The organism is Anoxybacillus sp. B2M1, assembly GCF_001634265.1.
Lineage (GTDB): Bacteria > Bacillota > Bacilli > Bacillales > Anoxybacillaceae > Anoxybacteroides > Anoxybacteroides rupiense.
The window spans coordinates 384,879-409,091 of record NZ_CP015435.1 but is presented as its reverse complement, the minus strand read 5'-3'; the positions used below and the strand labels follow the sequence as shown (position 1 = coordinate 409,091).

At 43.7% G+C, this 24,213-nt stretch carries 17 protein-coding genes, 1 tRNA gene and 1 pseudogene; 6 read left to right on the top strand and 13 right to left on the bottom strand.

Translation table 11 applies throughout. The features are described 5' to 3' along the window. Positions 1-11: 11 nt before the first annotated feature. From paaA to pdxR, 3 genes are all read right to left on the bottom strand, one after another. On the bottom strand, positions 12-977 hold the full coding sequence (paaA, locus tag GFC28_RS02020; protein WP_044746404.1) for a 1,2-phenylacetyl-CoA epoxidase subunit PaaA: 966 nt from the start codon (positions 975-977) through the stop codon (positions 12-14). A 98-nt stretch (positions 978-1,075) separates the two neighbouring features. Further along, positions 1,076-2,401, bottom strand: a complete 1,326-nt coding sequence (paaK, locus tag GFC28_RS02015) for a phenylacetate--CoA ligase PaaK (protein WP_044746403.1) — start codon at positions 2,399-2,401, stop codon at positions 1,076-1,078. A 398-nt stretch (positions 2,402-2,799) separates the two neighbouring features. Beyond that, a complete protein-coding gene (pdxR, locus tag GFC28_RS02010) occupies positions 2,800-4,212 on the bottom strand; it encodes a MocR-like pyridoxine biosynthesis transcription factor PdxR (RefSeq protein WP_231883445.1) in 1,413 nt (470 codons plus the stop codon). 112 nt (positions 4,213-4,324) lie between these two features. On the opposite strand from pdxR, the gene GFC28_RS02005 reads away from it, so the two are divergent. Then, positions 4,325-4,870, top strand: coding sequence for a pyridoxamine 5'-phosphate oxidase family protein (locus GFC28_RS02005; RefSeq protein WP_044746476.1), 546 nt, complete (start codon positions 4,325-4,327; stop codon positions 4,868-4,870). A gap of 86 nt (positions 4,871-4,956) precedes the next feature. Here GFC28_RS02005 and megL read toward each other — a convergent pair whose 3' ends face one another. Further along, entirely contained in the window at positions 4,957-6,141 is a 1,185-nt protein-coding gene (gene megL, locus GFC28_RS02000; protein WP_044746402.1) for a methionine gamma-lyase, read from the bottom strand. A gap of 622 nt (positions 6,142-6,763) precedes the next feature. Here megL and proB point away from each other — a divergent pair. Together proB and GFC28_RS01990 are read left to right on the top strand one after the other, a co-directional pair. Then, on the top strand, positions 6,764-7,888 hold the full coding sequence (gene proB, locus GFC28_RS01995) for a glutamate 5-kinase (RefSeq protein WP_044746401.1): 1,125 nt from the start codon (positions 6,764-6,766) through the stop codon (positions 7,886-7,888). A 40-nt stretch (positions 7,889-7,928) separates the two neighbouring features. Next, complete coding sequence (locus GFC28_RS01990; protein ID WP_044746400.1) at positions 7,929-9,170, top strand: glutamate-5-semialdehyde dehydrogenase; 1,242 nt, start codon at positions 7,929-7,931, stop codon at positions 9,168-9,170. Positions 9,171-9,275: 105 nt separating this feature from the next. Here the strand turns inward: GFC28_RS01990 and GFC28_RS20165 are convergent. Then, positions 9,276-9,665 (bottom strand): annotated as a pseudogene (locus tag GFC28_RS20165) (SDR family oxidoreductase); the annotation flags it as partial. A 223-nt stretch (positions 9,666-9,888) separates the two neighbouring features. Continuing rightward, positions 9,889-11,634, bottom strand: coding sequence for a methyl-accepting chemotaxis protein (locus tag GFC28_RS01985; RefSeq protein ID WP_052661039.1), 1,746 nt, complete (start codon positions 11,632-11,634; stop codon positions 9,889-9,891). A gap of 224 nt (positions 11,635-11,858) precedes the next feature. Between GFC28_RS01985 and GFC28_RS01980 the strand changes: the two genes are divergently transcribed. Continuing rightward, positions 11,859-11,930: transfer RNA gene (locus GFC28_RS01980), tRNA-Ala, on the top strand. Between the two features lie 334 nt (positions 11,931-12,264). Here the strand turns inward: GFC28_RS01980 and GFC28_RS01975 are convergent. The 4 genes from GFC28_RS01975 to ilvD form a co-directional block, all read right to left on the bottom strand. After that, positions 12,265-13,110: a 5'-3' exonuclease gene (locus GFC28_RS01975; RefSeq protein WP_044746399.1), complete on the bottom strand. Its 846-nt coding sequence runs from the start codon at positions 13,108-13,110 to the stop codon at positions 12,265-12,267. Between the two features lie 156 nt (positions 13,111-13,266). Beyond that, a complete protein-coding gene (locus GFC28_RS01970) occupies positions 13,267-14,139 on the bottom strand; it encodes a Cof-type HAD-IIB family hydrolase (RefSeq protein WP_044746398.1) in 873 nt (290 codons plus the stop codon). A 375-nt stretch (positions 14,140-14,514) separates the two neighbouring features. Beyond that, a complete protein-coding gene (locus GFC28_RS01965; protein WP_044746397.1) occupies positions 14,515-16,431 on the bottom strand; it encodes a FapA family protein in 1,917 nt (638 codons plus the stop codon). Between the two features lie 197 nt (positions 16,432-16,628). Beyond that, positions 16,629-18,305 (bottom strand): dihydroxy-acid dehydratase, encoded by a 1,677-nt coding sequence (gene ilvD / locus GFC28_RS01960; RefSeq protein ID WP_044746396.1) that lies wholly within the window; start codon positions 18,303-18,305, stop codon positions 16,629-16,631. 348 nt (positions 18,306-18,653) lie between these two features. Between ilvD and GFC28_RS01955 the strand changes: the two genes are divergently transcribed. Together GFC28_RS01955 and GFC28_RS01950 are read left to right on the top strand one after the other, a co-directional pair. Then, on the top strand, positions 18,654-19,331 hold the full coding sequence (locus tag GFC28_RS01955) for a DUF421 domain-containing protein (RefSeq protein ID WP_044746395.1): 678 nt from the start codon (positions 18,654-18,656) through the stop codon (positions 19,329-19,331). Positions 19,332-19,515: 184 nt separating this feature from the next. Beyond that, positions 19,516-20,268 (top strand): TatD family hydrolase, encoded by a 753-nt coding sequence (locus GFC28_RS01950; RefSeq protein ID WP_044746394.1) that lies wholly within the window; start codon positions 19,516-19,518, stop codon positions 20,266-20,268. A gap of 228 nt (positions 20,269-20,496) precedes the next feature. On the opposite strand, the gene GFC28_RS01945 is transcribed toward GFC28_RS01950, so the two are convergent. The 3 genes from GFC28_RS01945 to GFC28_RS01935 are packed head-to-tail and all read right to left on the bottom strand — an operon-like array spanning position 20,497 to position 24,169. Further along, the gene (locus GFC28_RS01945) at positions 20,497-21,651 is read right to left on the bottom strand and encodes a mannitol-1-phosphate 5-dehydrogenase (protein ID WP_044746393.1); all 1,155 of its coding nucleotides are present in this window, start codon (positions 21,649-21,651) and stop codon (positions 20,497-20,499) included. Between the two features lies 1 nt (position 21,652). Further along, on the bottom strand, positions 21,653-22,090 hold the full coding sequence (locus tag GFC28_RS01940; protein WP_044746392.1) for a PTS mannitol transporter subunit IIA: 438 nt from the start codon (positions 22,088-22,090) through the stop codon (positions 21,653-21,655). Beyond that, complete coding sequence (locus GFC28_RS01935; protein ID WP_044746391.1) at positions 22,091-24,169, bottom strand: BglG family transcription antiterminator; 2,079 nt, start codon at positions 24,167-24,169, stop codon at positions 22,091-22,093. It lies immediately after the preceding gene. Between the last annotated feature and the right edge of the window lie 44 nt (positions 24,170-24,213).

Sequence of the window (24,213 nt, the reverse complement as noted above, 5' to 3'; positions counted from 1 at the left end):
CGATCCCCCCATTACACGGCTGATGAACAGCTTAACGCTTCGCGAACCCAAGCGTTGTTCCGATATGACAATTCTCGGAGGCGAAGACGCTCTTTGGATTTCGGTCCATTATTGCGAATGATTTCTTTAAATTGGCTCCAATCCGGCTGACGATACACCCATTTTCCTTGTGTCTCATCATAGTGCATCGTTTCATCTGGAAGCTTAAGTCCAAGCGATAAAATGCGCGGTACATATTTCGTAAAGAAGTCTTGGCGCAGCTGCTCATTCGTTTTTGTACGGATGCGATATTTAATGGTGATATCTTGCTTCGATGTCCCTGTTGTCGATGCATTATCAGGCCCAAAGAACATAAGCAGGGCATCCCACCAACGATTTAGAGCGCCTTGAATCATTTCTTTTTGCTCTTCTGTCCCTTCTGCAAGCGCTAAAATAATCGATTCCCCATGCTGGGCATGGAATACCTCTTCGGCACAAATTCGTTTTAAAGCGCGTGCATATGGACCATAAGATGCATCAAGCATATTCGTTTGTGTAATAATCGCAGCTCCATCGACAAGCCAACCAATTAAGCCAGCGTCTCCCCATGTTGGCGCAGGCATATGAAACACATTATGAAACTTTAAATCTCCTTTAAATAAATCTTGCATAATTTCTTCACGTGTTTTTCCAAGAGGTGCCATTAAATCCTCCGCAACACGAAGCAAAAGCTGACCGTGCCCCATTTCGTCTTGCACTTTCGCCATAATACCAAGCTTTCTTCGCAAAGACGGAGCCTTGGGCACCCATTCTTTTTCAGGAAGTGCGCCCATGATTTCGCTAATTCCATGCATAGAGATTAATTTAATCAATGTTAGACGGTATTCTTCCGGCATCCAATCATCTGCTTCAATCTTTTCACCAGCTTCAATTCGCTCCATAAATCGCTGATGCTTCTCTTCTTCTGACAAGCGTTCAAACGATGTAATGACAGTCATTGATATGACCCTCCTAATTATATAACGTTATTTTAACGTAATTATAAAATAACGTTATAAATATTTCAATAATGAAAATTGTTATAATTGAGTATTTTTCATATTTTCGCCTTTTCTTTGCGGCGATCAATGATCCGAATCGCCTTTCCTTCCGAACGAGGAAGTGTCTTTGGCGTATGGATCTCTATGTTCATCGACACAAGACAGTAGTTTTTCAACAAATGCTGAATGTGTTTTTTCAGCAGCATCACGCGTTCATGCTTCATGTCCCCGCTGATTTCTCCCATAAACTCCTCATTGACCTCCACATGCAATTCAACAACATCGAGTGTTCCTTTGCGATCAAGATGAATTTGATAATACGGGGCTAATTCAGGAACGGTAAGCAAATAATGTTCAATTTCGGATGGGAATACATTCACTCCGCGAATAATTAGCATATCATCGACACGCCCTTTGACGCGCGACATTCTTGTCGTTGTTCTACCGCATTTACACTGTTCTCTTGTAATGGAAGCGATGTCACCGGTACGGTAGCGAAGCACAGGGAACGCTTCTTTTGTAAGACTTGTAAATACAAGCTCTCCTTCTTCTCCATCCGCGACTGGCTCAAGCGTTTTTGGATTTATGACTTCCACGTAGAAATGATCATCCGCAATATGCAGTCCATCCTGGGCTTCATGACATTCCATTGCTACGCCAGGTCCAATCACTTCACTTAATCCATAAATATCACAAGCTTTAATCGCAAAAGCTTCTTCAAGCGTTCTTCGCATTTCCTCGGACCAAGGCTCTGCCCCGAAAACGCCATATTTTAATGATGTTTGCCGCGGATCTTTCCCAAGCTCGCGCATGCGTTCCGCAATGTTTAATACATAAGAAGGAGTACCGCAAATGACTTCAGGACGAAAATCTTCAATTAATGTCACTTGTCTGTCTGTGTTTCCTCCTGATACAGGCACTGTCACCATCCCCAGCCGCTCGCTTCCGTAATGCAAGCCAAGCCCTCCGGTGAACAAACCGTAACCGTATGCGTTATGCAGCACTTTACCCGGTTCTCCGCCAGCAGTAGCGATGGCGCGCGCGACAATGTCAGACCAATTTTCAATATCATGTTTTGTATAGGCCACCACCGTCGGTTTTCCGCTTGTACCGCTTGAAGCATGGATACGTACTGCTTCACGTAGATCGACAGCCAGCAATCCAAACGGATAATGGTCGCGCAAATCCTTTTTCGTTGTGAACGGAAGCTTGCGGATATCTTCAAGCGAGCGAATATGCTCTGGCTTGACATTCCGTTCATTCAGCTTGCCGCGATAAAACGGAACCTTCTCATACACCCTTTCAACCGTTTGCTGCAGTCTCTGTAGCTGCAGCTTTTCCATTTCATACTTCGAAAACGTCTCAACATCATGCAAAATCATTTTCCCATCCCCTTTAAAACGCTTTCATTTTTTATAAAAGTTAAACACTTATTACGTTTAAATAACGTTATAAGTGTTTAACATCATATTTAAGTTAAAAATAGCGCTAACATTGCAAATTGTCAATTATTTTTTACTATTCCCGTTCATCTTAGGACCTTTCACCTACCGCATCGTTCTTAAAGATAAAGAATTTGCAAACTTCTTCTGATAGCTGCGATGCTAGTTTCAATATAACTCAACTATATGGATGTAACGGGACATCATAACATTTTCATCAAAGTGAAGTTTGGGACGTTTTTCAACCATCGGACAACCAACATTCAGCTATAAGTTCATTCCTTTCTTCTATATTGTAGCGGCCATCCCGTCTCTCTATTTTGTCCGAGTTCTCTTCCTTATTTTCTCGTTGCTTGAACAATGTCTTTCAAGAGTTGTATCGCTTCTATCATTTCTTGTTCTGTCATGCTACCAAATCCTAACAAAATATAAGGCGGAGGAGATGTTTGGGAATCAAACCAATACTTTGCCACAGAATAAATGTGAATGCCCCTTCCTTTTGCTTCCTTGACTAGCCGATCGGCATCCATGACATGATGGAAGTGAACAAGCAAGTGCAATCCAGCCTTTTCGCCAATAATGGTGGCATGCTCACCAAAATGGTCATAAATCGCATGGATCAGCGTTTGACGTTTTTTTGCATATACAGTGCGCATTTTTCGAATATGACGCTCCAAATAGCCTTTTTCCATAAATAACGCCAGCGCTTTTTGCACCACCGTCGCCACGGGCTGATGATAGCTAGAAAACATCTGGTAAAACGAGGGAAGCAATTGTTTTGGCAATATCATATAACAAACACGAATGGCAGGCGTTAGCACTTTTGAAAACGTTCCAATATAGATCACGCGATCTTGCGTATCGAGCGCTTTTAGAGCAGGAATCGGTTTTCCTTCATATCGAAATTCGCTGTCGTAATCGTCTTCAATCAAAAACGCATTTCTCGTTTCTGCCCATTTTAATAGCTTTTGCCGTTTGCCAATCGGCAGTACCATTCCAAGTGGCAGCTGATGTGATGGGGTCACATAAGCAACAGTGGCATCACTCTGTTCCAATTCCGCAATATGTAAACCATCCTGTTCAAGTGAAATGGGGAGCACCTGATAACGATGGTTTATAAAGACGGCACGGATACCGTCATACGATGGATTTTCCATAGCGATTTTATTTTTTTCAGGTGAGAAAAGCTGACAAAGAAGTCCTGTTATTTGATGAATGCCAGCACCGATGATCACCTGTTCATCTGAACAATGAATGCTGCGCGCCTGAAACAAATACCGGGCAATTTGCTGACGCAGCTTCCTTTCTCCTTGACGTTCACCATACCAAAGCAATTCCTCCCGTGATGCGTCCATTGCCTCGTTCAGGCAAGCGCGCCACGCTCGCAGCGGAAAATGGGCCGTATCAATATGGCCATAGCGAAAATCGTACCGATACCTCGATACAGGTGACACGGATGACGGAATCACAAACGGCGGTTCTAACTTCATCCATACATCCTTATCAAATTCTTTGATGATAAATCCCTTCCGCGGCCGACTTTCAACATACCCTTCCGCTACAAGCTGTGCATAAGCGGCTTCCACCGTATTGCGGCTAATGCGCAAATGCTTGGCAAGAACGCGTATGGAAGGAAGCGCCTCACCTGTTTGGAGATGCCCTTTCACCATTTCGCCTTTGATATATTCGTAAAGCTGTTCATAAAGCGGAAGTCGCCGCTCGCTGTCTAAATGCGGGGTTAATTCAATCATGTTTCCTCCTCCTCTGTCCCCTAAAAAATATCCAAAACTGCCACTATGCATCCATACAGCAGCTTTTTACAATGATTATAACAAAGGAACAGGAGGAAAAAATATGGATGAAATGAGAAGACCGCTATTAGCCTGTAACGATCAAGACAAAATTTCTGCCTTTCTCTCGTCAGCAACCACCGGATATTTAGGATTAACTGACAACAGGGAACCATACGTTGTTCCTCTTAATTTCGTTTGGTGGAAAGGCGCCGTATACATTCATGGAGCTGAATCAGGAAGAAAAATGGAAATAATAAATCGAAACAAACGGATCTGTTTTACTGTCAGTGAAAATTTTGGAACAATGGTCAATCCGGTACCAGCCAAAACGGATACAAGTTATATGAGTGTTATGATTTTTGGGGAGATCGAAATCGTTGCCGATTTGTCTGAAGCAACCGCCGCGATGCAAAAGATGCTTGATAAATATGTTCCTGGTTACTTTTCCGCTCCTCTTTCCAAACATCACGTCGATTCGTACCGTTCTTCAATGGGAAGCCGTACAATCGTCATGAAAATCATTCCAAAGGTGATAACAGCTAAGGAAAAGCCTTTAAACGAACAGCGTTTATTTTACAAAGGAAGACACGTAGCCGATGATGCAGGGATGGTTTAAAGTGGTTAAAATCGAAAACTCGACTGCCCACTTCCTCTTTCTATGAAATAAAAGCAGGCACATCAAGTGTCTGCTTTATTCTTCTTTCACAGCTGATTAAGCGCCTGTTCCAAGTCACTCCAAATATCTTCCCACGCTTCAAGTCCCACCGATAAGCGAAGGAGCGAGTCGCTAATTCCCATTTCCGTTCTTGCTTTCTCTGGGACGACAGCATGTGTCATGGTGGCTGGATGCTGAATTAACGTCTCCGTATCTCCCAAGCTGACCGCGATATGAATCAGCCGCAAGCCATTGAGCAAGCGTTGAGCCTCTTCTTTCGTCCCTTTCACTTCAAACGAAATTAAGCCGCCGCCGCGCTTCATTTGTTTTTTATAAATCGAATAGCTACAATGGTCCGGGTCGTTTGGGTAATATACATTCGCAACAGCTGGGTGCTGTTTAAGGCGTTCCACAATTTTTTCAGCATTGTCGCAGTGGCGATCCATGCGCACTGCCAGCGTTTTCACTCCACGCAACAAAAGCCAGGCATCAAACGGTGAAAGAACCCCGCCAATATCTTTTTGCGTCGTTTTAGCGATTTCCGCCATCAATTCTTTCGTTCCTACCGCGATACCAGCAATGACATCACCGTGGCCGCCAATGTATTTCGTTGCGCTGTGGATGACAACGTCACAACCGAACAAAAGCGGCCGCTGCAAATACGGGGAACAAAATGTGTTATCTACAACAACCGTTATTCCGTGCTCTTTCGCGACTTTTACCACCATTTCCAAATCAATGAGCTTCATTGTTGGATTAATCGGCGTTTCTACGTAAATACACACGGTTTCAGGACGAATGAGCTGACGAATTTGCTCTTCTGTTTCCATCGGGCAAAAATCATGATCAATTTCGTATTTCTGCTTCATTAGCTGCAGCAAACCGAATGTACAGCCATATACTCCTTGCGAACATATGATGTGATCATTCGCTTTTGTCAAAGCAACAAGCACAGCGGACACTGCCGCCATGCCTGAGCTAAACGCCAAGGCAGCCTCTCCCTCTTCTAAATAAGCCATTTTCTCTTCAAGTGCCCGGACTGTCGGATTAGCCAGCCGCGAATAAATGAATCCTTCCTCTTGCCCAGCAAAGCGTGCTTCTCCTTGCTCCGCCGTATCGAAAGTAAAGGTAGAGGTTTGAAAAATCGGAACAGATAGACTTCCAAGATGCTCCTTCGTACAATAGCCGTGATGAATCGCTGCTGTTTCAAATCGCTTCTCTGTATATTTCATGACCAATCCCCCCTATATGGTAATAACCCTTCATCTTTAGTATACGATATGCCAAAATCTTTTGTAAGCGCTTTCTAAAAACTTGTTATCTATCTTATACTAGGTTGACATTGGCTGAGGATGTCATTTATAGAGTCGAGTTGGCGAACCTTTGTCACACAATGTATGACGAAAAAGCAAATTACGAAACTCCTTCCACCGTTATTTTTTCACAGGCATGATTCGTTTCGTCTATTTCCTTTTCTTGCTGCTATACTAAGGATTTATTCTAACAAAATATGAAAATTTTCCCCACAAACGGCAGATAGTATCTTGACAAATCCGCCGTTCCGTAAGATAATTCTGAAAAACAACGATACTGATAACGGTACGGGACTAGTAAATCAATGGAACGTGCAAGAGAGTGGAGCTCGTAGGCTGGAAGGTTCCTCACGGAAAGTTGATTGAACCTGCCCTAATATGGCCGCTTATGCAAACATAAGCCGTTATTCCCGCGTTACTGGGACGAAAGTGGGCGCTTACTTGCGCCAAAAAAGGTGGTACCGCGGAACGCTTTTTCCGTCCTTTTCATAAGGAGGGGAAAAGCGTTTTTTTATGTGAAATTAAAGTAAGGAGGGAAAAAATGAGAAAACAACGAGTGATCGTAAAAATCGGCAGCAGCTCCCTTACCGATTCAAACGGAAAGCTTTCTGAACAAAAGCTGCTCGATCACGTGGAAGCCATCGCTTACTTGAAACAGCTCGGCCATGATGTGATTTTAATTTCCTCTGGCGCTGTTGCAGCGGGATTTTCTCAGCTCGGCTACCGCTTTCGGCCACAAACAGTAGCAGGCAAGCAAGCGGCGGCGGCGGTCGGCCAAGGACTGCTTATGCAAAGCTATATTTCTGCTTTTCGCTCGTTTGGTATTGTCATTGGGCAGCTGCTCTTAACACGCGAGGATTTTTACAGTCGGGAACGATTCCACAATTTATTTTCTGCCATCTCTGAATTGCTTGATCGTGGAGTTCTGCCGATTATTAATGAAAACGATTCGGTTTCTGTCGAAGAATTAACATTTGGCGACAACGATTTGTTGTCCGCTCTTGTCAGCGGTTTTTTACATGCCGATGCGTTAATTATTTTAACAGATATTAATGGACTATACGATGGAAATCCAAAAACAGACCGAACCGCAAAAAAGTATCATTTTTTACCGGAAATAACAGATGATTTAATCGAGCAGGCTGGCGGTATCGGCACCTCTCTAGGAACAGGAGGAATGAAATCAAAGCTGCTAGCGGCACAAAAAGCTCTTTCGTTTGGCGTCAGCGTTTTTGTCGGAACAGGAAGCGGAAAAAGAAAATTGTGTGATGTTTTAGAAGGAAAAGGAGACGGGACATATATTGGCACTCGGCAAGGGCATATGCAAATGCGCAAACAGTGGATTGCCTATCACTCCCAACCAGCGGGGAGGATCGAAATTGACGAAGGAGCAGAAATCGCCCTTTTACATAAAGGGAAAAGTTTATTGCCGGTTGGTGTAACCAATGTATGGGGAGCATTCAAAGCTCTCGATGTCGTGGAAGTGATGAATCAAAAGGGCGAAGTGATCGGAAGAGGACAGGTATACTACTCAGCTGAGGACTTAGTAAAAGTCAAGGGCTGGGCTAGCGAGGCCGCCAGACGCTATTCTATCCACCAGCGTCCAGAGGTCATTCATCGCAATCACTGGGTATGTTTAAAAAACCCGTCTGTTTCATTGCGTTAAATTAAGAAACGACATGCTTATGACAAAGGAGGCCACCGTCATGAATGAATTGTTGCTAAAAGCTATACAGTTAAAGCAAGCGGCTAAGTCATTAGCCGTGTTATCGACATCGGAAAAAAATGAAGCGCTCGCCATCATCGCTGAAGCATTAGTAGCAAAAAAACAATGGATTCTTGCAGAAAATAAAAAAGATATGTCCATTGGCCAAGCAAACGGAATGTCGCCCGCTTTGCTTGACCGTTTACAGTTAACAGAGGAACGAATCAAACAAATGGTCACTGGTATCCAACAAGTGATCGCTTTGCCTGATCCAGTTGGTGAAACGATTGAGGAGCAAACACGGCCCAATGGACTGCAAATCAAACATATCCGGGTTCCGCTTGGCGTGATTGGCATGGTATACGAAGCGCGGCCGAACGTCACCGTCGATGCCGCAACACTCTGCTTAAAAACAGGAAACGCCGTGCTGTTGCGGGGAAGTTCATCGGCCATCTATTCCAATCAGGCCCTCGTTTCCATCATGCAAGAGGCACTAAAACATTCTCCTATTCCCCCAGAAGCGGTTCAACTGCTAGAAGATACGAGCCGCGAAACCGCTCGGAGCATGTTTCGCTTAAAAGAATATTTAGATGTTCTCATCCCGCGCGGCGGAGCCGGATTGATTCAATCGGTTGTCGAAAATGCTACCGTTCCTGTCTTAGAAACAGGTGTCGGCAATTGTCATATTTTTATCGATCAATCAGCCAAAAAACAAATGACAATGGATATTGTACTCAACGCAAAGCTGCAGCGTCCATCCGTATGCAATGCTGCCGAAACCGTCTTGATCCATAAAGATTGGCCGTACGTCGGCGAACTCATCGAAACATTGCACCATCAAGCCGTTGAATTGCGCGGCGATGCTGTCCTCGCTTCTGCATATCTTTTTATTCAGCCAGCAACAGAGGCAGATTGGCGAACAGAATTTTTAGCACCGATTTTAGCCGTCAAGCTTGTTGAAGACGTAGAAGATGCGATCCGTCATATTAGCCAATATGGAACAAAACATTCCGAAGCAATTATTTCCGAATGTGACGCACACGTTCAACGCTTTTTTGAATCTGTTGATGCGGCAGTGCTCTATCATAATGCCTCGACGCGATTCACGGATGGCGAACAGTTTGGGTACGGAGCAGAAATCGGCATTAGCACCCAAAAGCTGCATGCCCGGGGTCCAATGGGTCTACGCGCCATCACAACGACGAAAACGCTCGTCTATGGCGCAGGACAAGTACGCGAATGATCGCTTCAATTAATCAGGGGCTGTCCCAAAAGTCGGGAACGCTCACTTTTGGAGCCCTCTCCTTTTTTCATTTTTTGAAACGAATAAAGAACGGAGCAGCAGCAACTATCCGCGAATAAATCCACCTTCGGAATGAATCACTTGTCCAGTGATCCACGCGGCTTCATCACTCGCCAAAAAAACGAATAAGGCGCACGGCATCATGGAGTGTACCAAGCCGTCCGAACGGAAAGTTAAGCAGAAGATGCTGTTTCCACTCCTCGTTCATTCCTCCAAAATCAGTCGGACCCTGCGTAATCCCTTTTTTCCGTTACTTCAACAACAAATGTTTTCACAAAGGCATCAAGCGCCTCTTTTGTCGCAGCATAAGCTATCTCTCTGGACATGGGTCCTCAAGATTGTCCGGATGTCAACAAAATAATGCGCCCCTCCTTGTTGTTTAGAAAATATTTTGGCAAATTCAACGCTAAGCAATATCGGCGCCTTTACGTTTAAATTCTATTGAAAGTAAAGAAAAATGCACCGCCGCCGATATCTCCAAACCTTCATGACCATTCATCACTCACGAATATAGTTTGCTTTAGCAAATGGGCAGCTGCTTGATGAAAAATTGAATCATCCATCAGAGATGGTTAGAACATTCAACAAAGCGCGGGATTTTCGTTCATTAACAATAAAATTTTTCCATTACGCAATCTATTCGATATGGGTAAAGGGGCTATTTTTTCTCCATTTGAAAAATCGCAATACTTTCTAATAATTCGTTGGCCAGCAATGATAAAGACTGGGCTGCGGATGAAATTTCCTCCATTGCGGCGAGTTGTTGTTCGGTTGCTCCGGCAATCTCGCTGCTTGATAAAACCGTTTTTTCAGAAATATCCTTCATGTGCTCCATGCTTTCTGCCATTTCTTCACCGACTTCAGACATGGAACGCACCGCTGCAGATACAAGATTCACTTTATTCACAGCAAGCTGCGCCGTTTCTTCTATATGAACAAAAACATTCTTTAACTTTTCTGTTGAATCCAGACCTAATCTCACTTTATCTGTACACATAGCTGCGGAACGAACCGCCTCTATTGTTTCTGTTTGAATCGAATCAATCAAGTTTGTAATCTGGAAAGCGGATTTTTTGGATTCCTCCGCTAGCTTTCTTACTTCAGCAGCGACAACAGAAAAGCCTTTCCCATGTTCTCCTGCTCTGGCGGCTTCAACAGCAGCATTTAAAGCTAACAGATTCGTTTGCTCAGCAATATCAGTAATAAAGGCGACAATCCGACCGATTTGCTTCGATTTTTCGCCAAGCAGTTGCATAATGTTTGAAGTGTAGTCTACAGAAAGACTGATTTCATTCATTTGCTGCATTACAACACGAATAGAGTCAACTCCTTGAACAGCCGCCTCCATTGCATTTTGTGCACTTCGCAGCATCTCTTCACTATTTTGTGCTACTTGCTGAAGTGTAGCTGACAGCGTATCAGCTGAATGAGCTGTTTTCCTTATATTTTTTAACTGTTCTTCTGTTCCAGCAGACATTTCTTGTGTAATACGAGCAATTTGTTCAGAAGCGATCGTCGATTGCTCAGCACTTGCTGTCAGCTGCTCAGCAGCGCTCGATACCTGCAGTGAATGAAGATTAACCTTTTTCATAATATGCCGCAAATTATGGACCATAAAGTTAAAATGAGCCGCCAGCATGCTTACCTCATCCTTTGAACGCACCGCTAGCTCTTCGATATTTAAATTTCCATTGGCAACGCTTGAGGATAAATCGGAAACCTTTAGCACCGGCTGAACGATTCTTCGAACAACAAAATAGGTTAAAACAATAGCTGTGAATAGAAAACCAATGATTAAATAGACGAAATTCAACGTCTCTTGCCATGCCTTTTTTTCAATCTTGGATACATCGAAATCTACTCCATACAACGCTAAAACATTTCCTCTATCATCTAATATGGGCGTAACCCCGCTTTTCCACTTTCCAAATTGATTGGTATATATGTCGGTCGTTTGTGCCGTTTTGGTTGTATAGGCTTTGACAACTGCGGTACGAAAGGTCGTTTCATCCGTTGGATATTCAGAGCCAAATGTAAAGCGATCGGAACGTAAGCTGCTGCTAAATACCGGCAGGTCAATACGGCCATTTTCATAAGTAACGAAATACAGATTAGCAACATAGGAATGGGTACTACGAATGGTTTCGTCCATTAATTCGCTGACTTGTAAAGCATCATGGTTTTTTTCGCTCGGTTGATGAATAACAGATTGGACTACCTTCTCATCTACATTTTTCGCCAAAATGGTGCCAAATCCGTTTAGCTCTTTTTCCATGTTGGCTAAATTGCTCTCTACAATAATTTTGTCAGCCAACCAGGCACTTGCGATTCCCATTAGAAAAATCATAGAGCAAACAACGGAAAGCAGCTTCGTTGACAGCGATCGCCTTTTTCTTTTAAACAACGCCAGCACCTCTTTTTACAATGTAATAACACGTTATGGCGTGCATGAAAAAAGGTTCTAGTAAAAACGGCTATCTCTGTCATTTTTTATTTTTTTCTGATGCCAGAATGAGGACATCACTTAATATGGGCGAAGTTGCTTATGATTTGTTGTTTGCTCATGAATCGATCATTGACATTTCTATCTTTTATGATATTATAAATATTGTCCGTAGCTTTAATAACGGGGCATTAGTTCAGGGGGAGAACGCTTCGCTGGCAGCGAAGAGGTCATCGGTTCGAATCCGATATGCTCCATATTTAATGATCAAAAAAGCGGTTTATAGGCCGCTTTTTTATTTTTGTGAAACAGCTTTTCATGGTATCGCGAATTTGATCCGTCAGCCACTCCCGATCAAAAGAGAGAGCGAGCGCCGACAACCATCCCGCTTACAGACAAATGGATGATCTGTACGTGGGATGGTTCGATCACTCAACCGTCAAAATTAAGTTCTCGATCTACCCATTGCCAACGTTCCGACATACAAAAACACTAATCTATCTTCATATCGCCAGATGATTAGGCCTTCGCTACGTATTAACATCTCTAACGCAGAAAAGAAAATGGTCGCTTCATCATTAAACCTGCTACTTATGCTAACATTTGCTTTACTTTCTCCAAGCCAACAAAATCCCCTGTCCATTTCGCTTCTTCAAGACGCAAAGACAGCGGAATCTCGCAATAGATGGTGGCCAGCTTGCGCGATAAATAAAGCATTTCTAAATTCTCGCTAATCTTTTTCTGCTGAGCTTTCGTCAACTGCTCAAGATTTTCGACTAATCCTTCAATAGAACCATATTGTTGGATTAATCTAAACGCCGTTTTTTCTCCGATGCCGCGCACTCCCGGATAATTGTCGCTTGAATCTCCCATAAGCGCTTTGACATCCACAAGCTGCTGCGGTAAAAGGCCCTTCTCTTCATAAAACCGGTCATCCGTATATACTTCATAATGACCGATGCCTTTAGCCAGCAAATAAACGGACACATTCGGAGAAAGAAGCTGCAATAAGTCACGATCTCCAGTCAAAATCGAAATGTTCAGCAAACTCCCGTATTGCTTGACAATCGTGCCAATACAATCATCCGCTTCGGCTCCTAATACTCCGATGTTGGGAATTTCGAGCGCAGCGACGGCTTCTTTCGCCAAATCAAATTGCGGCACAAGCTCCGGCGGCGGATCGCCACGATTCGCTTTATAGTCGGGAAACCATTCAGTGCGAAAGGTGGTGCTCCCCATATCCCAGCAGCACACGACATGCGTTGGCCGAATGGTTTGCAGTGCTGCTGATAAGTGCCTGATCAGCCCATGAACCGCATTTGTCGGCACACCGCGGCTGTTTCGCATCCACTGTCCACTCGGAGCAGTCGCATAAAAAGAGCGAAACAATAGAGCCATACCGTCGACTAATAATAAATGTGAATGAGTATTTGTCATGCTTTGCTTATTCCTCTCTATGTATCATTTACTAATGAGCCCATCCATCACTTCATCTACCGGAGGAATCCTTCCTACTTTCTTTATCATGATTTTGCCATTATTCCTTCATACACGGCTTCACCATCGTTAACTGCCTTTTTCCTTTTCTTCTCATCAAACAAGCCGTTGGCGCGGTACGTTTCCCTTTTGTACAAGTTCCTCTAAGATCAAAGCGACACCATCTTCATCGTTCGTAGCTGTGATCGAATCGCTTTGCTGCTTCACTGCCTCAGCAGCATTCCCCATCGCGACACGGTATCCCGCAACCGCAAACATCGGCAGATCATTAAGGCTATCACCGACGACCACCGTATCAGACAACTCCATTCCATAATAAGAAGCGAGCTTCTTGATCGCTTCTCCTTTTGTCGCCTGTTGATGATTGATTTCAATATTATTAGGATGCGAAGAAGTAACCGCCACATCCGGCAGCTTCGCAAATTGGAAAGAAGCCTCTTTTAACAAATGGAGATTTAAGGAAAAAATAAGAATCTTATAGACTATTAATGAATCATCATGCCATACTTGGCTAATATCTTCTACATATGTCACACGCGCCTGTTGAAACTGCTTTTGAACAATGCGCTGCAAATCAGGATGCTCTTCCCTTACTTTATAAGCAAGGGCTTCTAGATGTTCGCGATTATGTAAGCCAACGTAGACAGCTGTGTTGGTATAAAGTTCGCAATATAAATCCGGCTGTGTTCGCACCCATTCTAATGTGGGGATGAATGCTTGCCGATGCAACGGAACCTCGCTCATCACCGCACCGCTTTCCAATGTAATCATCGCACCATTTAAGCCAATGATCGGACAACGAAGACCAGCCCGCTCCAGCGGAAGGTACGCATCTTTATACGCTCGTCCTGTGGCAATGGCCACAATATGTCCGGCATCTTGGGCTTTTTTGATCGCATCTTTATTTCTCGGACTAATGTACCCCTCTGAATGAAGCAGTGTTCCATCCATATCTAAAGCAATGAACATCGAGTCATTCCTCCATTTCTTTTTAGCTTCACCGCTTTAAAACTCTTTCCCAATTATAATACAAAATCCAAGAAAATGAGAGGAATTGACTCTTGATGAAGAATGAGTTTCGCCTTCCCGCACTGGTTTTCCATAAACCAAAAAAGAAACGGCTGGTTGTTCGGTTTCCGGCCGCAATGGGGCGTGACCGAGACAAGTCACGAACGGGCCTCCGACCGTCGAGACCATCAAATATAGAGCGCTTTCACCAATAGACAACCTCTTCAGCTGCTTAACAAAATTGGGGATACAGCTAAACATTTTGAAAGAGGATTTCTGTGCGTCCCATGATGGAGAGCAAAAAACAGTTGATTCAGCTTATGCGAAAAAAGCAAGCTACGCTTCGAATTGAATCTCGCCCGCCTCTTCATTCCATCTTGCACAAACCGCTTTTTTCTCTTCCATAAATGTATAAGTTTTTTTGCCGATTCGAATGACGGTTCCTTCCCACACATGATCCATTTGAATCGTTTCTCCTTTAGGAACTGATAGGACGGTCTTAATTCCAGATGAAGAACCGACCTCTCTCACATAAATCCCCTTTTGTGCATAAATTTCGCCGCCTCTCAACACCCCATGAATGACCAGTTTTCCTCCTGCATAAATATTGCAGTTATAACATCCTTTTCCCGTTATCACCACATCGCCGCTTCCATGAATGACACTATTCAACGCATATGATAATTCAATCGAATCGGCAGAAAGCGGTTCATTTTGACTAATCATCTCTTCTAGGTCGCGAAGCAACTTAGCAAAGCTTTCGTATGCTTTTTGTACTAAAATACATGTATGTAAACGCTCTCCTAGCTGAATCCAAGCTTCGCTTAATTGCTCTCTTTTCGTTTGACAAACCTCTCGGTACTTTTTCACAGCCGCTTGCAGAGACTGAAATTTTGTTTCGATTAATTTTCCTATCACCCAATTCATGTTTTTACCTTCCACATTGGAGATTACGGTGATCTGCTGAACGGTGACAATCATTCTTTCAAGCTGTTGGCGGATCGTATTCAGTGACTCCATTAATTCTGTAACCGCCATTTTTTGCTCTCCTGAAATGACGGTTCCGCTTATAAGATTTTGATAGATAAAAATGGATTGCTGAGCCTGAATTTTTGCACGGTTGGCATTTTGAAAAATCACAACGCTTCCTTCCGCCTCAACCTCCATACCATCTTGAACATTTCCAATAATTTCGATATCTCCCTTAAAGCGAACATTACCTGTTGAGAGATCGACATCCCCTTGATGGACAAGTTTTGGAATCATGGATACAATAGCCGTACGCCCCTTTTGCACTACTTGAGGCCTTCCAGACTCCACAGCCATTATATTCACTCCATCTTCTGACATGGCGACCCCCTTTCCAAGTTGAACATGAACGGGAAAGGTATCGCGTACAGGAATCACTTCACCGGTTACTCTTTTTCCCGGAATGCCTGGCTGTGCTGGGTGAATGACTGCAATCACGTCACCCGCTTGAACGCTCGGAACTCCTTCGATTTCACGATAATCTACTGTACCATCCTGGCGCATCTTCGGTTTTTTCGGCTGGTTCGAGCCCGCTTTTACTTCAACCCAGCCGTCCTTTCCTTCCTGAGACGGCGTTCCTTGAGCAAGCGCCACATGGATTTTCTCCGTTGCTTGGAGCGCTTCGTTGATGTTTTCTTCAAGAATTCCATGCACAATATGCAACTGCTCTAACCGTTGCTTGATTTCTTCATACGTAACAACCGGCTTTACTTCGGTAAGTATTTGGGCATTTAGTTGCGCATGCTTAGCTGGAGGAAAATCTAAAAGCACGTAGCGTTTGTGTAGTGTCGGCTCGATGAGTAAAGTGGCCTGCATTTTTTGGGAATCCACTGTAATATCCCATGTCCCCTCTATCATTTTTTCTTCCTCTGCATGAACTTCCAATACATCTCCTTGTTTAATGCTAACCACACGGTCTACCTCTTCCCCGTTGCGAAACAGCTTTACTCCTTCCCCAATCGTAATGCTTGGCCCTTCTGAAGAGGAGCACTGATAAAACAACCGGCCATCTTCCATCCATACTTTAGCGTCTGGATCGTTTAATTCATCAACAGAAATTTTTGTTATTTTTACGATCGCTTGTTTTGTTGATAATCCAAATAAACGCTTTTTCTCGTGCTGAATGATTTCGATAGAAACCTGTTCGCGTGTGGCTTGCAGCTGTTCAAGCCCTAGACGGATCGCTTCATCCAATGTATTTCCTTTTGAAATAATACTTTCCACACCTGCTTCTCCTCCTTGATGGATACATATTCCTTTATTCTTATAATATATGACTTTTATCCTTACGTAGCAGTGCCAAAAGTCGGACAATTGATGATTCTCCCTATATTTTTGTTGTCATCTTTAAGCAAAACAGAAGGTGGGATTCCCCTTCTGAGAATTCCCACCTTTTCTTTAGTAATCTATTATTCCGTTTGCTAGATTTTCATAATTCCACCTGTACTTGCTGAGGTGACCAGCTTTGAATAGCGGGCGAGGTATCCCGTTTTCACCTTTGGCTCAAATCCTTTCCAGTTCGCTTTTCGCTTCTCCCACTCTTCTTCAGAAAGCTGAACATCAATCGTTCGCGCAACAATGTCGATCACAATATAATCACCATCTTCTACAAAAGCAAGCGGTCCCCCTTCTGCTGCTTCCGGCGATACATGTCCAATGGATAACCCGCGAGAAGCTCCGGAAAAACGCCCGTCCGTCACAAGCGCCACTTTCGGTCCAAGCCCCATCCCAACAATTTGTGATGTCGGCGCAAGCATTTCCGGCATTCCAGGACCTCCCTTCGGTCCTTCATAGCGAATAATGACAACATGGCCTGGCTTCACTCGTCCTCCGGCAATCCCTTCAAGTGCTTCCTCTTGGGAGTTAAAAACGATGGCCGGGCCTTCATGACGCGTGATTCCTCCCTGAATGCCTCCTGTTTTGATAATCGCGCCATCTGGAGCAAGATTGCCAAATAAAACAGCCAGTCCACCCGTTTCTGAATGCGGCTGATGAATCGGGCGAATGACCTCATGGTTTGTGACTTCACAACCGGAAATATTTTCTCCTAATGTTCTTCCCGATACGGTCAGCGCATCAAGATGAAGCGTTCCTTCTTTTTTCGCTAGCTCGTGAAGCACTGCTGACACTCCGCCTGCTTCATGCAAATCCTCGATATGTATATCAGATGCTGGCGCTAATTTCGCTAAATGCGGCACACGAGCAGCCACTTCGTTGATGCGCTCCAACGGATAATCGATCCCTGCCTCGTTCGCAATCGCGAGTGTGTGTAATACGGTATTGGTCGAACCGCCAAGCGCCATATCGAGCGCAAATGCATTGTCAATCGCTTTTTCCGTCACAATATCGCGCGGCTTAATGTCATGCTCAATTAAATACATAAGTTGTTGAGCCGAGCGTTTTACGAACTCTTTGCGAGCCGGGTCAACAGCTAGAATCGTTCCGTTTCCTGGAAGCGCCAAACCGAGCGCTTCAGCCAAACAATTCATGGAATTGGCTGTAAACATTCCTGAGCACGATCCACAGGTCGGACAGCCATATTGCTCTAGCTCTTGCAAGCCTTGTTCATCTATTTTTCCTGCTTGATACGCTCCAACACCCTCAAATACTGAAGAAAGCGAAATTTTCCGGCCGTCACTCGTCACCCCCGCCTTCATTGGTCCACCGCTCACAAAGATGGTCGGAATATTTAAGCGCATCGCTGCCATCATCATTCCAGGAGTAATTTTGTCGCAGTTCGGAATGCACACCATCCCGTCAAACCAATGCGCCGATACCACCGTTTCAACGGAATCAGCAATGATTTCACGGCTTGGCAGTGAGTAACGCATGCCGATATGTCCCATGGCAATGCCGTCATCAACACCGATCGTATTCATTTCAAACGGCACTCCGCCTGCTTCACGAATCGCTTCTTTTACAATTTTCCCAAACTCCTGTAAATGAACATGTCCTGGAATAATATCAATATAGGAGTTCACGACAGCAATAAATGGTTTGTCAAAATCCTCTTCTTTTACTCCGGCTGCTCTTAACAAACTTCGATGTGGGGCACGGTCAAATCCCTTTTTAATCATATTGCTTCTTAATTGCTTCAACTTCAATCCCTCCATATACACCCTTTATATTTTAAGTATTGTATCACTTTTTAGAATAGATTGACAATTATTTGTTTTTGTTATTCAACAACACCATGCTACTACTAGGCGTTTGGATGATCCAATAAAAGCCCATACACAGTACAAGATTCCTCGCTTTTCTGTTGGAGTTTAGGATGCCATTCTGTTTTTAAGTAAAACAGTGCGCTACGATATAGAAATCAGAGTCTGTTGAAAAAATAAAGCGGCTTCTTTTCCATTGAGTAATAAGATAAGCAACATAATTTGCACTCACCTCGCCCATAATGAAAATAGCAAGAATGGACAAGGCGAGGAGGCGCGGACATCATGAAGATTACAGAATTGACATTGGAATTGATCGTCGGATTTATCTTGTTATTTCTTGTCGTAAAAGTGGCTGGAAAGAAGCTGATTCATCAAATTACACCGTTTACCTTTATTTCTGTCATTGTATTAGGAGAATTGCTTGGAAATGCGCTCTATGCTGACCATGTGCATATTTGGTACATTATTTATTCAATCACCTTATGGGGAGCCCTCCTCCTGTTCGTAGAATATATCAACCAAAAATGGCTGGCGTTTCGCCTCATCGCTGAGGGAAAGCCAACCGCACTAATTCGCAATGGAATCATCGACTATGAGGCGTTGAAAAAAGCGCGCTTAACCCTTAATCAATTACAAAGCCTGCTGCGCCAAAATGAAACATTTTCGATCAGGGAAGTTGCTTTTTGTTACTTAGAAGCTGATGGATCGCTCAGTATATTAAAAAAATCGTCTTACCAAAAGCCGAAAAAAGAGGATTTTCACTTCCCGCCACAGTCTGTCCACATTCCAACTACAATTATCCGAGACGGACAGCTACTAATGGACGAGCTACGCGAACTAGAAAAAAGCGAAGAATGGCTATTAGAGGAGCTTCGTTCCCGGGAAATAACAGATTACAAACATGTACTGATCGCTGAGTGGCTAGAAGGAGACGGATTATTTGTGCAGACATACCAATGATGCAGCATTGCTTGATCTGTTCATAAGCGTGCCCCTGATTTTTCTCGCAAAGAGCCAATATCGTTACAACATATAGTGAACCAGCTGCTTGGCGACCCTTTCTGATGCTTGATACAATAAATACGTGACGGGTGGAGTAGAAACATCTCCTTCGCCAAACTTTTACAGAGGAGTAAGTGTCCCGATGATTGATGCTCATATCCATCTTGATCAATACGATCAAATTGACGAGCGAATAAAAACATGGCAAGAAGCTGGCATCTCAGGAGTTGTTGCAGTCTCGACAGATTTGCCGTCGAGCTACCGGACATTGGAGCTGAAGCAGCGATTTCCATCGTTCGTATACGCCGCGATTGGCTTTCATCCAGAACAGCCACTTCCTCATCCACAGGACTGGGAAGAATGGGTTCATCTAGTACAAAAAGAACGCCCACAGCTGGGAGCGATCGGGGAAGTCGGGCTCCCTCATTACTCGGCAGACGCGACCACACGTTATCAAAACCATTGCGAGCGTTTCGAGCAAATCGTGCAAATCGCTTCCTCCCTTTCTTTGCCATTGGCTCTTCATGCGGTGTATGAAGGAGCCCAAACCGCTCTTTCTATTTTGCAAAAATATGCCGTAAAATACGCTCATTTTCATTGGCTAAAAGCAGAGGCTTCTATTATCAAGCAAATCGTCCGATGCGGCTACTATATTTCCGTCACTCCAGAAGTTTGCTATCGTGAACGCGACCGAAAACTGTTATCCTTTGTACCGATCGAACAGCTGCTTTTAGAAACGGATGGACCTTGGCCATTTGCCGGCCCGTTCAGCGGTATGGAAACATCTCCTTTATTGTTAAAGCATTCGCTGCAAACAGTAGCCGTGTTATACAAGCAAGATGTCGAGACTGTAAAAACCACGATCGTTTCCAACACCAAACGCATTTACCGTTAAGTTTCACCGCACAGACCAAGCGGGGTGCTCCCTGCTTATAACGACTCCAGCCATTTATTTGCGGTATACAAACGAAAAATAGACCATTCCGCAACATGCGAAATGGTCCGTGATTTTATGATGTAGTTTCCTTTTTTCTCCATCAAGAGAACTCTTTGTTATATTTTCACGCTTTTCAATAGAACTTATGAAACAACGGTCTCATCGCTGATCGGGGAATGTGTCCATTTATTGCTTCGCTAATGTAGCCGCTTCTGTCTTAACAGCCGCTATCAACGGATGCCCAAGCTCTAATCCTGCGTAGCGGGACAACGCCCCTTCGATGCCCATTTGTCGAATCGTCTCTTGCAACTCCATCGCTTCGGTATCTTCTTGATAATCAAATTGCAAGAGAGCGGCGATTCCTTTGACGAGCCCTGATGGGATCTCATGAAACAAGTCATAATATTGTTTGGCAGGGCTGATGAGACGATCGTTCGGACCAAGCTTGCGAATCGGCGAGCGCCCTACTCTCGTCACCTCATCCGTAATCGCAGATTTTGTGAATCTTTGAACAATTTTTTTGATATATATTTGATGTTCATCAGCATTCCATCCATACTTTTGAATGAGTACTCGTCCAGATTCATTGAGCGCCTTCACCACGTCAGCATAAATCTCTTCGTCCTTCATTGCCTCATGAATCGTGAAAAACTTTTTGTAATAGCCTAAATAAGCGACAAGGGCATGCCCTGTATTCACGGTAAACAATTTTCTTTCAATATAAGGAGGCAATTCATCGACGATGCGTACTCCTTCAATTGGCGGAATGGTTCCGATCATTTGCTTCGTTTCAATGACCCACTCAAAAAATGGCTCCACCGTAACAGAAAGCAAGTCCTCATTTTTTTGATTTGGAACGATGCGGTCAACGGCACAGTTCGGGAAACTGCAATATTGGCTGGCCATTGTTTGCTCTTCTTCGGATAATTTTTTCCATACATGCTCTTTTAAAAAGCTGCTGCCGCCAATCATATTTTCACAAGCAATGATATAAACAGGAGTTCGATTCACCTCTAAGCGCTTGCGAATCCCTTCAGCGATCACAGGAGCAATCAGCGGCAATACATTCGGCCCGACAGCTGTCGTAACGAAATCTGCTTTCGCGATGTGCTGAAGCACAGCTTCGTGATCCTTTACACTGTGCAGTGCTGTCACATGGTAAACGTGTTGCTCTTCAATTTGTTCGCCGGCAATAATGACCCGATAGTGCCGCTTTTCTTGCAGCTTTTGAACAATTTCCTCGTTAACATCCACAAATACGACTTCATAGCCCGATTGCGAAAGTAGTTGGCCAATAAAACCTCTGCCGATATTTCCAGCACCAAAATGAACGGCTAACACGTTAATTCACCCCGTTTAAAAGCTGAAGAATCTCTTCCTTCTCTGTCGCATGAATCATCTTTTCCACATTTTCTTCCTCTGAGCAAACAATGGCGATTTTCGATAAAATCTCTAAATGCTCATTTTCTTTGCCGGCAATGCCAATTAATAGCTTGACAATGTTTCCTTCTCCAAAATCAACACCATTTGGAACTTGAACAATCGAAAGACCAGGTTGCTTCACTAATGGCTTCGCTTCTTCTGTTCCGTGCGGAATCGCCACAAAATTCCCCATATATGTCGATGTCAGCGCTTCTCTTTCAAACATTTTCTCAATATATACCTCGTCCACATAGCCTTGCTCTACTAAAATCGTTCCGGCTAAACGGATCGCTTCTGTTTTATTTGCTACTTCTGCATTAAGAACAATGTTTTCTTTTTTCAAAATAGTCAATGTCATTCACTCCTTGCGATTTTGAAGATGCTGATAAAAAAAGATTTCTAAATGCTTTCCTAAAAAAGAATGAAGCTGCTCGGCCGTTCCTTTTGAAAACAAACGCACACTTTCTTCATCTTTAATAATGAGAGAGCTGATTTGACTCAATACCGATAATGTTTCTTCTGGAGCATCGCTCGGCGCTAAAAGCAGCAAAAGCCGCTCTACATCCATTGGTTGATGATGCATTCCCATCACGGTTTGTGGATGGGCAAGCTCATACATTGTAAACGAAGGGACAGAGATAGCCAGACTGCGTGTGTGATAAAGCGCTAACGGCGTCCCAGGAATGCCTAATCCACCAATTTGTTCTCTTCGCATTAATTCTGTTAGGACTTGCTCCGCCTCTTGGATGATTCCTTTCTCTTGCAGGCGGCCACACGCTCTCTCTAACACTTCGTGAACCGAGCGCGCTTGTACAAACTGTAACGTAAATCCATGAAGAAGCTGGACAATCGTTTCGCTCATCGTTTGAATGGCGTTCATTTTTTGAATCGTGTTTCTGGAAACGTCCACCTGTTTTTGGCGGCTGACCGCTTTCTTGTTTTTTAAAAATTGCCGAATGGCAGCAGCTTCTTCCTCCTGAAGCATAGGACTGACAAGAAAATACGGTTCACTCACTCCCGAAATCGGAATGGTCGACACAATCAAATCGTATTTGCTCATATCAATACGATTTAGCTCAAAAAATGATCGTTGTTCAATCGCTGAAATATCGGGTATTTCTTTTTTCAGGCGCGTCGCTAGTATTTTCGCGGTTCCTAACCCGCTTGAGCAAACGACTAAAGCATTCAGACCTTTCTTTTCCCTGAGCAACGCAGACGCAAAATGAAGAACCACATAACCAATTTCCTCTTCAGGAATGTCCATGTCGAGAAAAATGGCATGCATTCCTTTTTTAACAATTTCAAAAAGCTCGAAATAATCTTGACGAATTCTCTCAAGCAATGGGTTCGTAATTCCCATATTATGCTGGATGCGGTATAAAGCTGGTTTTAAATGAATGATCAAATCCTCATATAACGGATAATCGCCCGTCAAATCGACACCGATCTCTCGGCCGACAAAACGAATAAGCTCTTGCACTTTTCTGCCGATTTCTAAGCTTCCTTCTTCCAGCATATATCCACGGCGATCGCGAAATTTCGCACCCATTAAATGCATCGTAATATAGCCAATTTCCTGTTCAGGAATCACAAGCTGAAAGGCCGATTCTAAAGATTTGGCTATTTTTTCTGCCATTTCATATTCTTTTGTTGTCCGGATCGTTTCTAGATACTGTTCTTCAAAATTGATTTCTTCTCCTTGCATAATCCGTTCAATCGCTAGTGCAAGATGGATCACTAACGCTACATAGGAACTATCCGCAATCGTAAAAGGGAGAGCGTCCTTCATCATTTCAATTTGCTTTTCAATGGTAAACAGCTTTTTCTTATCAACAAGACCAAGCAGCTTTTCCGTAATGGCGCTTAATGTATCATTTGCTGCGTCTGCCATGGATTCCTTCATAATTGTCAAAAATTCGGATTCATCCAAATGATGCAGCAATAATTGGCTGATCATTTTTCGTTTCGCTGATTCCGATCCGACGATTTCCACGCCATATCCTCGTTTACGGATGAGCGAAAGGCCATCTTTTTCAAGCATTCCTTCGATTTTATCCAAATCATTGCTGATCGTGGCAACGGTGACATTTAAATCATGTGCAAGAGATAAAAGTTTGACAGGTTCAGCATTTTCTAATAAGGCAATTAAAATCATCGTTTGCCGCTCTTCCGGTGTGTATTCAGCATGCGATAAACCAAAAAGGTGTGCCTGCAGTTCTTTTTTGGCATGCTCTTCCCCTATAATTTGGATGCCTACTCCCGCCTTTTTCACCAAGCGCAGCCCGCTTTCAGTTAAAATTTGTTCAACCCCCTTTAAATCTCGATGAATGGTACGGTTGCTGACATCCAACTGTTCCGCAAGCTCGCCTACTGTGATTCCCTTGTCATTAGATAATAAAATATCCAATATTTTTCTTTCTCTTGCTGATATATACACGATAGCCACCTCCCATCTTCAGCAACTATTGGAGTATAGAACGC